Source organism: Gammaproteobacteria bacterium (assembly GCA_013696315.1).
Lineage (GTDB): Bacteria > Pseudomonadota > Gammaproteobacteria > JACCYU01 > JACCYU01 > JACCYU01.
This window is the reverse complement of record JACCYU010000195.1, coordinates 1-8,629: the sequence shown is the minus strand read 5'-3', so window position 1 is coordinate 8,629 and position 8,629 is coordinate 1. Positions and strand designations below refer to the sequence as shown.

The window sequence follows — 8,629 nt, the reverse complement described above, 5'->3', positions numbered from 1 at the left end:
AGTTATGCTACCGAGGTATTGCGTCCCATCGCCTCCAACTGCGCGTTCGAGCTAATGCAGGCCAAGTGTCGCGCCAGCGTTGCTGTCACGCCACTTGCTGGGCTGCATTGCTCAACTTAGAAGCGTTAGACAACACTTTTGTCCGTAGGAAATAGCGATATGGACCAAGACTCATCCAACGCAGAGATTGCAGCTGCTGAGTGTCGAATTGCTGACCTGACGATGCAGATCGAGCGAGGCAAAGAAGTGGTGCAACAGTGCACGGACGCGAATACCAACTTGTCACGTTCAGCCGCGGAGGCTCGTGCCGAGAATCAGTCGTCCGGCCGCGGCTTTTTTGCCGGCCTCCTTGGTCCCAAGTATCGTTCAGCCATGCGATTAGCGGCTGCCAGCTCAAACGCCGCTATAGCAAAAGACGTAGCAGAGAAGCGAAGGAAAATAGCTGAAGGAAAACGTGAGGCCCAAGACCTCGTAAAGCAACTTCAAACTGAGCTCAGTGCCGCAAAAAGCGAGTTAAAGGCGCTTACGTCTAACCGGCAAGCCGCCGCAAAGACAAAGAGTGTAGCTGCAAAGAATGCGAAGGACTCACTTTCACTGCTGGAGAAGCTTAAGGACGCCCATGAGTCTGGAATTCTCACGGATGACGAGTATGAGGAAAAACGTAGAAAGCTAGTATCTCAACTGTGATGGCGGTGTCGTCTAACTTCAGTTGCAGCGGACGCGCGACAAGCGCGCGCCGCTGAACAAGGCGTTAGGCAGGACGAGGAATTCATTGTGGAACCGGAACAAATCGCTATCAGCATTCTCACGATCGCGATGAGCGGCGTCGTCTCTGGAGTCGTGACGTTTCGCCTAAACGCCAAACGCGATTCTAGGCAGCTGCGGCGACAGAAGCTCGAATCCCTGTTCCAGGCATTCAACGGTTATGTCACCCAGCTCGGATCGCATTGGATTCCACACATGGCCGTCATGGCAGGCAAGATCGACTACAATGCCGCGCTCGATATGACAGCCAAGGGCGCTACAGTCGAGCCCAGGCACTTCGAGACACTGGAGATGCTCGTTGCAATTTACTTTCCAGAACTGCAGGGCCACTTGGATCGACTGCTTACCCTTAGGAAGCGTGCCAACGACATCCTCGAGCAGCACAAGAGCGTCTGTCGGGAAAGCGGTCCTCACGATGGCTCCAGATCGCTGTCCATGATGCGCGCCGCATCCACCGAGCTCGATAAACTGGAGGAGGATTTCCGGGTCGCGATTCGAGCCGAGGCTGCGAAACTGAATCGAGAGGTCTGATGCCATGCAGCCCAACAACACGATGCAGCGGACCCGCGCATGAACGGCGAGCCACGGGCGAGCGCTCGTAGGCGCGGGCCGCTGATCGCGAGTGTTAGGCAGGAGAAATGAATTGAAGAAGCTCTTTACGGCGGTTATCGCCGCAGGTTTTTTAACGGGCTCGATGCACCTTGCACATGCGGAGTTGGCCCTAACAACTCAGCACAAGAAAGAGCTGACGGTCTTTGGATTGCGGAGTATGGGAATGAATGCCGGCCTAGGCGATGTAAAGAAAGTGCTCTCCGAGGCTGAAGTAAAGGAACTGGTTTCAACAGGCATCAACCTAAATGGTCACCTTTGTGCCGAGATTTCAGACATCCGACCGCTGGAGGTTGCAGGAGCCTATGAAGTTAGCTGTATCGCCTACCGAGGTGGTAGTGCTGAGAAGGCTTACCTACTTGAAGCATTAGAAGGAATTGCCAGCGAAATGTAGTGCCCAACGCACACCGGTGCCGTCCTGCACGTCTACGAGCGTGCCGGCGACCTCAAGTACGGCGAAGTAGAGGTCGGCCAGGAGACTATGATCTTCGATTCGGACGCCGCACCGCAGTGACTGAGAAGGCGATCGCCGACTCGATTGGCGAAAACGGTATCTGTGTATCAGAAACGTCGGCTCAGTGAGGGCTCCTGGGTCGTGGCTATCGCTGAGGTGGTTCTTGTGAAGGCGCACCGCCCAACAGTCGTTTACAGCGGACGGCGCTGCGCGCCGCCGCTTAACCGGGGCGTTGATATGACTTTCAGACCTTGAATGCTGACGCCGGAATCGCCTTAGGTAGCCTAGTAGTCGCAATCATTGTTTGTGTGATTGCCGCTAGGAGCTACAAGAAGTCTAAGCGGCTTGAATTCTTTCAGCGGCGAGACCAACTGTTCGCGAAAATCTCTGACTTGAACGCCAAGAATTCTGAAGCGCACCTGATTTCAGCCAAATATGAAATTGTTGCGGTTAAGAACGCTTCTCTGGGACTGAGCGGGGAACAAGCCGAGAAACACACGGCCATCATTGCTGCCATTAAAGAGATTCGGAAGAACATGGAGAAGTCGATAAAGAACTGGGATGAAAGCATCCAACACCTTCACGCTATGTGCAGTAGCCTTACACCCAAAACGGACACCGCTCGTGTTGAGAATCTTATCGCTATGGTCCAAGCGGCTTCGGACGACCTTAAAAAATATAACGATGCTTCGTTGTCTTCATTGCATATACTCGAAAATACCAACTCGATAATAAAGGTTAGCCTAGCCGAATTTGATGAAAAGGTAAGGCAAATTGACCTCGATTTAAGAAAAGCAATAAAGGGGTTTAACGAAAAAAGCCCCGAATAGGGGCTTGGATGGTGTCCAGGTGCGCGAGCTAGCGCGTTCAAATAAACGCGGGAATCAAGCGCACCCGCGCATCTAACTTTAGTTCGAGCGGACGCGCATGAAGCTGCGCGCCGCTCAACAACACGTTAGAAGGCCGATAACATGGTGGTGTAGACTTGCTTTAGGCCCAGCGGGAGCTGATCGTGTCCGAGCTTGACGTCATCAAGTCGCAAATCACTTACTTGCAAGTCTGGCTCGGCATCATGGTAGTGACGGACATCAGCCTCTTCGGTTGGCTCGTCACAAATGCTGGGGTGGCGCCTTTGCGGCTGGTCTTGGGCTGCTCGGTGGCCGCCATCGCAATTACCGCGGGCATATTCTTTCTTCATCGTCGCATTGAGCGGCACATTACAAGTCTTCGGGAGCTTTAGCCATGGAAACGCTCGTTGCCATTCTGGTAGTTCTGGTCGCACTGGTTTTTCTAGGCATTGCCATTGATGCCACTCATCATCCCAAGTGATAGCCTAGCCTCTTGATATCAATTTTGAACTGCAACATTGATCAATTTGCATAGAAGCACTCCTGAGGTGTTTTGAAGTCGAGGCGCTTGCGTGGTCGGGTGTTGAGCGTGTGTGCGATGGCACTGCATTGCTGTTGGGTTAGGGCGGCCATGCTGGCTCCCTTGGGCAGGTACTGGCGTATCAGACCATTGGCGTTTTCGTTGCTCCCCCGTTCCCATGCGTGATGGGGTGTCGCGAAGTAGAACATAGCTTGAGTGTGCCGCTCGATGTGCTTGTAGTCGTGAAACTCCGTGCCGTTGTCAGCCGTGATGGGCTCGAAGGCAATAGCATGCTTCTTGATTAGTTGGATCGCGCGTTTGTTCAGGGAGTGTTTGGTCCGATCCGCGAGCTTGCCAATCAGGAGGTAGCCGGTCTTGCGTTCAACCAGGCTCAGGATGCAGTCCTTGCTGCCTGTGTCCATGACGGTGTCGATCTCCCAGTGTCCCCTCTGACTGCGGGCCTCTGCTGATGCGGGCCGTTCTGAGATGTGGCGTTTGCCAGCCAATCGCCCACGGCTGTCGTAGTAACCATAGCGCTCAGCATTGCCTTGTCGCGCCATAGATGCTGGTAGATCGTCTCGTGGCTGACCGACAGCACGTCGCTCAGACGCAGATGGCCCGCCACTTGCTCGGGACTCCATTGCCGACACAGCAGATTATCGATCAGCTCATAGTCCTGGCAAGTGAATCGCTGATTCCGCCGCGATCGTGACCGCCGTCCATTGGTTCTCTCCTGGGCCTTGCTCGCACGGTACCGGCCATCCAATGCACAACGATTACGTTTGAGCTCGCGGCTGATCGTGCTGCGATGACGCCCCAGCGCCCGGCCAACCTGTGACTGATTCAGCCCTTGCCTTCGCAACGCGGCGAGCATATACCTCTCTCCACCGGTGATCTGGTGGTACGTCATGACAAAGATCCTCTTCTTGGCCGTTGAGAAACTTCGTCAGTATCCCGGATCACCTGCCTTTCAACAGAGCATGTTGCACTTAGTTTATGAATCCACCACACCTAATCATTCGCTCCAGCCAACCGGCCGGATGATTCTCAATTCTTCCATGCGTCTGTGACGGCCAGCGGCTAAGCTAGGCACTCGAAATCAACACTCGACAATGAGGTCAATATGTACCCGTGGTTATGGTTATGGACTCCTCAAATTCACTTCCCCTGGAGTGGCAGCGTGGCCCAACACATTGAGCCAGACACAGACTGGTTTTTTGGGGCTATACGTCCAGCCGCTGGTAACGGAGAAATTGAACGCAAGGCCTTTGAGGTTGCTTCATACGGTAGGCAACTCGGCCTGATTACAGAGGTTCTGCTCGCCCAGAATGAACAGGGCGCGGTTACGCCAGAGCAGGGCGCGCTGGCACTCGAGAGGCTCAAGGAGATCCATGAGCAGATTGAAGCGGTAAAGGCCGAAGAGGCTAGAGCCATCGTCAAGTCGGTTGCAGAGCAACTTGAACTGCTGCGTCTTCGGCATCCGCAAGAGTTTCAGCGGTTGGCAAAATTGTTCACATAAGTCTCTACGGCAATTGAGCGGCCGGACAACACCCCTTTCTTCTATGCGTATGTAGCCGTCAGCTGCTGAGCTTGGGGCGTTACGTTGCTTGATGAAGCCCGATGATGTGGTTTGAAACATTGACCGGTTTTCCTGAAGTATCCTCACAGCAGGTTCGCGAGAATATCACTGTTGACGGTACGCGCGTAAACGGAAAGGTACTGGTTTGTGGCCAGTTGGAAATCCCGTCTTTGGCCGAACTGAGAGAACGTGTACATTCGAGTGGACATGAAGTCGGAAAGATGTCGGTACGCGAAGTAGTTGCCAACGTCCAGCATTTGCACACCAACGAATCGAATGCCGGTTCGCTTTTTCAGGTAGCTTCCCAGTTCAATCTGCTTGAAATGGCATGTCCGAGCGTAACGCCCGAGCGCGGTGTGGGAATGTATGAGAATGATCTTACCCAGGGGCCAGCGTGTGCTGTCGCGGCTGGTGCGGGAACGATTTATCGAAACTACTTTGCAATCGTAAATGGGCAACGCGGCCAATCCGCAAGAAACCAGATTGATTGCCTTGCGGATATCGGAGCAGCATTGGGAAATTCAGAGAACCGTCTTTGGAAAATGAAGAATGGTTATGCTTTGGCATCGCATAGGGGTTTGGTCGAAATTTCGAATCGACTTCGAGCATCAAGCGAGCGTGAACTTGATGAATTGCGACAGTTGCTACGCATCGGCATTCAGTGGGATACGCAAGTGACGCGCAATGACTCCAAGCACATGGTCTCACAAGCCTATTGCTCTGCCTTGCCAGTTGCCTATTCCCATCATTCTTCGAATCTATGGGAGAATTCGCACGGCTCGTTCTAGAGGCATCCTATGAAGCAACAATTTGCATTGCGATCTTGAATTCGATTAGAAACGAAAACAACAGATTGTTTCTTACGCTTCTGGGCGGTGGAGCGTTCGGCAACGAAACCGATTGGATCATGCGTGGAATCCAACGTGCCTTGAATCTCTACAAGCATGTTGATCTAGAAGTAGCAATCGTAAGCTATGGCTCGTCCAAGGGTTATGTCCGGCAACTTGTTAATCAATCACTATAATAGCTATAAATAACTCGTAACCGCGACTTAACTGCGCTGCGGCTTACTGCTTACAGCCCCGTACACGAACACGGGTGTTCGTGTAGACGCTCGCCCCTCGCGGTTCTCGCCCGTTCACAACGCGAACTTGCCGTGTAACGGCATCGCCGGTCGCACAGATTTCAGTTCCCGCCATCCGTACCGCCGTCGGGATCAGATTCAACCGGCTCGGCGGGATTGCTGAATGACGATTCCTGGAGCAACAGCATAAGCGTTTGCTGGTCGGGTAACCCGGTGACGTTTATGTCGTTCTCGCGCTGGACAGCCTCCAGCGCGTCCTGGGTTTGGGGGCCGTAAGCGCCGTCGGTGGAGATATCGTAGCCGCGCTCGGCCAGAGCTTCCTGCACTCGCGTAAGAACGGACTTGTACAGGAACGCAGTTTCGGCGCCGCTTTCCATCTCCACGGGTTCCGACGATGTTCGCAGCCGGGCGGGAAACATGGATTGCAGCAGCCGCGTCGCCGCGAGCATGAATTGAGCGTCCGGGCGCTGCTCGCAGTACCGGCTGAGCAACTGCGCCAGCAACTCCGTCGCCTGCCAGGGCGCTACGTCGAAGGTCTCTCGCTGAAACTGGTTGACGCCGGTGAGATAACCGTCGATCCAGCCGACAAACAGATAAAGCTCGGGCGACTTGGTTTCCAGCACTTTTGTGTATTGCGCGCAGCTGGTCACACCCGCGCCCTTGATGGCGAAATTACCCTCGTCATCCATCGCATGCAGTAGCCCCGGCGCAAACAGACCAAGTATGACGAGCGAGATCAGGTTTTTCATATTCTGCCTCCGTGATGCAGGTTTGGTTCAGAACCGATTAAGGCCGCATGGCGCGACTTGCGTCGCAAGCCGCTCAGTGGCTTGCTTTCACCTCGCGGTGCGCCGCAAATGCGATCTTGCCCAGATGACCCAACAGCAGAGCGGACACGACGAACGTCATATGGAAGATCACGTACCATAGCAGCTTGGTATTGTCGATGTGCTGCAAGTCCATGAACGCGCGCAGCAGGTAAATGGATGAAATCGCCACGATGGATGCGGCCACCTTGATCTTGAGCGTGCCCGAATCCAATTTGCCCATCCAGCCGATCTTCTGCTCCGCGCCCTCCACGTCGATCTTCGACACGAAGTTTTCGTAGCCGCTCAGCATCACCATCACGATGAGGCTGGCGACCAGCGAGATATCGACCAACGCAAGCGCGGTAAGCACCATGTCGGTTTCGGAGGTGCTCAAAATGGCGGGCAGCACGTGAAACAGCTCCTGAAAAAATTTCACCGCCAGCGCCAACAGCGCAAGACTCAAACCCAGATAGATCGGCGCGAGCAGCCAGCGGCTGGCGAATAGCGCCTGTTCGATTTTCTGTTCCAGCATGCGTCGAAGTCGTCCCGGAAAAATGCCGCGCATTATTGCACAACAACGTGTGCAGGGATGCCCGCGCTTCACGCATACTGGGAATTTCGGCCTATACTTCGGCAACGACCCGCGAGGTGATTCAAGGCATGTTCAGAAAACTGGTCATCGTGCTAATGCTGCTGGCGGCGCCATTTGCCCAGGCGAAGATGGTGCTCGCTTGCGCGATGATGGAGGGCGGGAGCCCACAAACAAGCTGCTGTTGCGAGCACGCGCGTTCCGACACGGGCGCGTGCGATGAGCCGGCACCGACTGATCACTGTTGTACGGTAGGCATCGAAAAACATAAAGAGACCGTCGGCGGTGTCGCCGAGTCCGGCGTCAAGATCGTCAAAAAACTCTGGGATAACTCGCCGGATATCACCACCGCGCCGCCGCCATCTTTCGCGCAGCTCTCGGCGACGGCATTCGTCATACCGATTTTCGAGTCGCGTCTTGTAAACGACTCCGACCTCTACCTGCTCACGGCGCGTCTGCGCCTGTAAATCGCCCCCGTCCCACGCGCGCCTGCCCGCGCGCTTAATGACGACCCGCGGTGTCGTATCGATATCGCGGTCCATCACGTCATCGATGTGAGGCGATTATGCGTATTTCCAGTGTCACACTTATCCGCGCACTCGTGTGCGTGTGCCTGTTCGCGGGTGTGCCCGCGCATGCGGCTGATCCCCTGGTAGGCGCCACACTGCTGACGGCGAAAAGGCTGGTCAATGCGGTAATGCAGCGCAATCCCGGGGTGCCCGCGCTGCGTGCCGCGGCCGCCGCCGCGGCTTCCCGGGTCGAGCCCGCCGGCGCGCTGGACGACCCGATGCTGTCCTACACGCTCGCGCCGCAAACCATCGGCAGCGGAGAGCGCCTGAATCAGGGCTTCGACCTGAGTCAGGAAATTCCCTGGGCAGGCACGTTGGCATTGCGCGCAGCCGCCGCACGCAGCGAGGCCGAAGCTGCCGGCCTGGCGCTTACCGACCTACGGCTCGCGATCGCCACTGCCGCCACGGCGGGCTTCGCCGAGTGGTATTACGTGCACCGCGCGGTGGCGACCAACGCGGCCAGCCGCGACCTGTTGATCGAGCTGCGCAACGTGACGGAGACGAAATCGGGGGAGGTTCACGGTCACGTTTAATCCATGGGAGGAAGGCATTCGTGAAATGACGAGGACTAAAGCCTTCGAGGCCATCAAAGACCAACGGCTAATCGAAGCTACTGATTTGAGTCGCCGAATGGCTCATGCCAAAGAGCACCCAAAAGAGTTCATCTGGTTTGGCGCACACGACGTGCTTGTGGAAATCGTAAATATGCATGGCTACAGTGACTACAAGAATTGGACGAAGGCGAATCAACTTTTCTTCGAGGGCGGCGAAAGTGAGGTCTAACAGCGCGTTCGAGACGGATA

General features: G+C 55.2%; 11 protein-coding genes and 2 pseudogenes. 10 read left to right on the top strand and 3 right to left on the bottom strand.

Annotated elements, in window-relative coordinates; genetic code table 11:
• Window positions 1-159 precede the first annotated feature (159 nt).
• The 5 genes from H0V34_11475 (at window position 160) to H0V34_11455 (ending at window position 3,068) form a co-directional block, all read left to right on the top strand.
• Window positions 160-687 carry an SHOCT domain-containing protein gene (locus H0V34_11475; GenBank protein MBA2492280.1) on the top strand — a complete coding sequence of 176 codons (528 nt, stop codon included), beginning with the start codon at window positions 160-162 and terminating at the stop codon, window positions 685-687.
• An 87-nt stretch (window positions 688-774) separates the two neighbouring features.
• On the top strand, window positions 775-1,296 hold the full coding sequence (locus tag H0V34_11470) for a hypothetical protein (GenBank protein MBA2492279.1): 522 nt from the start codon (window positions 775-777) through the stop codon (window positions 1,294-1,296).
• Window positions 1,297-1,408: 112 nt separating this feature from the next.
• On the top strand, window positions 1,409-1,768 hold the full coding sequence (locus H0V34_11465) for a hypothetical protein (GenBank protein ID MBA2492278.1): 360 nt from the start codon (window positions 1,409-1,411) through the stop codon (window positions 1,766-1,768).
• Between the two features lie 311 nt (window positions 1,769-2,079).
• Entirely contained in the window at window positions 2,080-2,658 is a 579-nt protein-coding gene (locus H0V34_11460) for a hypothetical protein (GenBank protein MBA2492277.1), read from the top strand.
• Between the two features lie 182 nt (window positions 2,659-2,840).
• On the top strand, window positions 2,841-3,068 hold the full coding sequence (locus H0V34_11455) for a hypothetical protein (protein ID MBA2492276.1): 228 nt from the start codon (window positions 2,841-2,843) through the stop codon (window positions 3,066-3,068).
• A 130-nt stretch (window positions 3,069-3,198) separates the two neighbouring features.
• Here H0V34_11455 and H0V34_11450 read toward each other — a convergent pair.
• Window positions 3,199-4,106 (bottom strand): annotated as a pseudogene (locus H0V34_11450) (IS30 family transposase).
• A 213-nt stretch (window positions 4,107-4,319) separates the two neighbouring features.
• Between H0V34_11450 and H0V34_11445 the strand changes: the two are divergent.
• Both H0V34_11445 and H0V34_11440 read left to right on the top strand, forming a co-directional pair.
• Window positions 4,320-4,715 (top strand): hypothetical protein, encoded by a 396-nt coding sequence (locus H0V34_11445; protein ID MBA2492275.1) that lies wholly within the window; start codon window positions 4,320-4,322, stop codon window positions 4,713-4,715.
• A 101-nt stretch (window positions 4,716-4,816) separates the two neighbouring features.
• Window positions 4,817-5,799 (top strand): annotated as a pseudogene (locus H0V34_11440) (hypothetical protein).
• 161 nt (window positions 5,800-5,960) lie between these two features.
• On the opposite strand, the gene H0V34_11435 reads toward H0V34_11440, so the two are convergent.
• The gene (locus H0V34_11435) at window positions 5,961-6,608 is read right to left on the bottom strand and encodes a peptidoglycan-binding protein (GenBank protein ID MBA2492274.1); all 648 of its coding nucleotides are present in this window, start codon (window positions 6,606-6,608) and stop codon (window positions 5,961-5,963) included.
• A gap of 73 nt (window positions 6,609-6,681) precedes the next feature.
• Window positions 6,682-7,197, bottom strand: coding sequence for a TIGR00645 family protein (locus H0V34_11430; GenBank protein MBA2492273.1), 516 nt, complete (start codon window positions 7,195-7,197; stop codon window positions 6,682-6,684).
• Between the two features lie 131 nt (window positions 7,198-7,328).
• On the opposite strand from H0V34_11430, the gene H0V34_11425 reads away from it, so the two are divergent.
• The 3 genes from H0V34_11425 (at window position 7,329) to H0V34_11415 (ending at window position 8,609) form a co-directional block, all read left to right on the top strand.
• Complete coding sequence (locus tag H0V34_11425; GenBank protein ID MBA2492272.1) at window positions 7,329-7,724, top strand: hypothetical protein; 396 nt, start codon at window positions 7,329-7,331, stop codon at window positions 7,722-7,724.
• Window positions 7,725-7,822: 98 nt separating this feature from the next.
• Window positions 7,823-8,359 carry a TolC family protein gene (locus H0V34_11420; protein MBA2492271.1) on the top strand — a complete coding sequence of 179 codons (537 nt, stop codon included), beginning with the start codon at window positions 7,823-7,825 and terminating at the stop codon, window positions 8,357-8,359.
• A 25-nt stretch (window positions 8,360-8,384) separates the two neighbouring features.
• On the top strand, window positions 8,385-8,609 hold the full coding sequence (locus H0V34_11415) for a hypothetical protein (protein ID MBA2492270.1): 225 nt from the start codon (window positions 8,385-8,387) through the stop codon (window positions 8,607-8,609).
• The last annotated feature ends 20 nt before the right edge of the window (window positions 8,610-8,629 follow it).

Bases quoted from the DNA above. Each gene is read 5' to 3' on its own strand.
- H0V34_11475 (MBA2492280.1), top strand. From the start codon at position 160: ATGGACCAAGACTCATCCAACGCAGAGATTGCAGCTGCTGAGTGTCGA.
- H0V34_11445 (MBA2492275.1), top strand. From the start codon at position 4,320: ATGTACCCGTGGTTATGGTTATGGACTCCTCAAATTCACTTCCCCTGG.
- H0V34_11435 (MBA2492274.1), bottom strand. From the start codon at position 6,608: ATGAAAAACCTGATCTCGCTCGTCATACTTGGTCTGTTTGCGCCGGGG.
- H0V34_11425 (MBA2492272.1), top strand. From the start codon at position 7,329: ATGTTCAGAAAACTGGTCATCGTGCTAATGCTGCTGGCGGCGCCATTT.
- H0V34_11420 (MBA2492271.1), top strand. From the start codon at position 7,823: ATGCGTATTTCCAGTGTCACACTTATCCGCGCACTCGTGTGCGTGTGC.
- H0V34_11415 (MBA2492270.1), top strand. From the start codon at position 8,385: ATGACGAGGACTAAAGCCTTCGAGGCCATCAAAGACCAACGGCTAATC.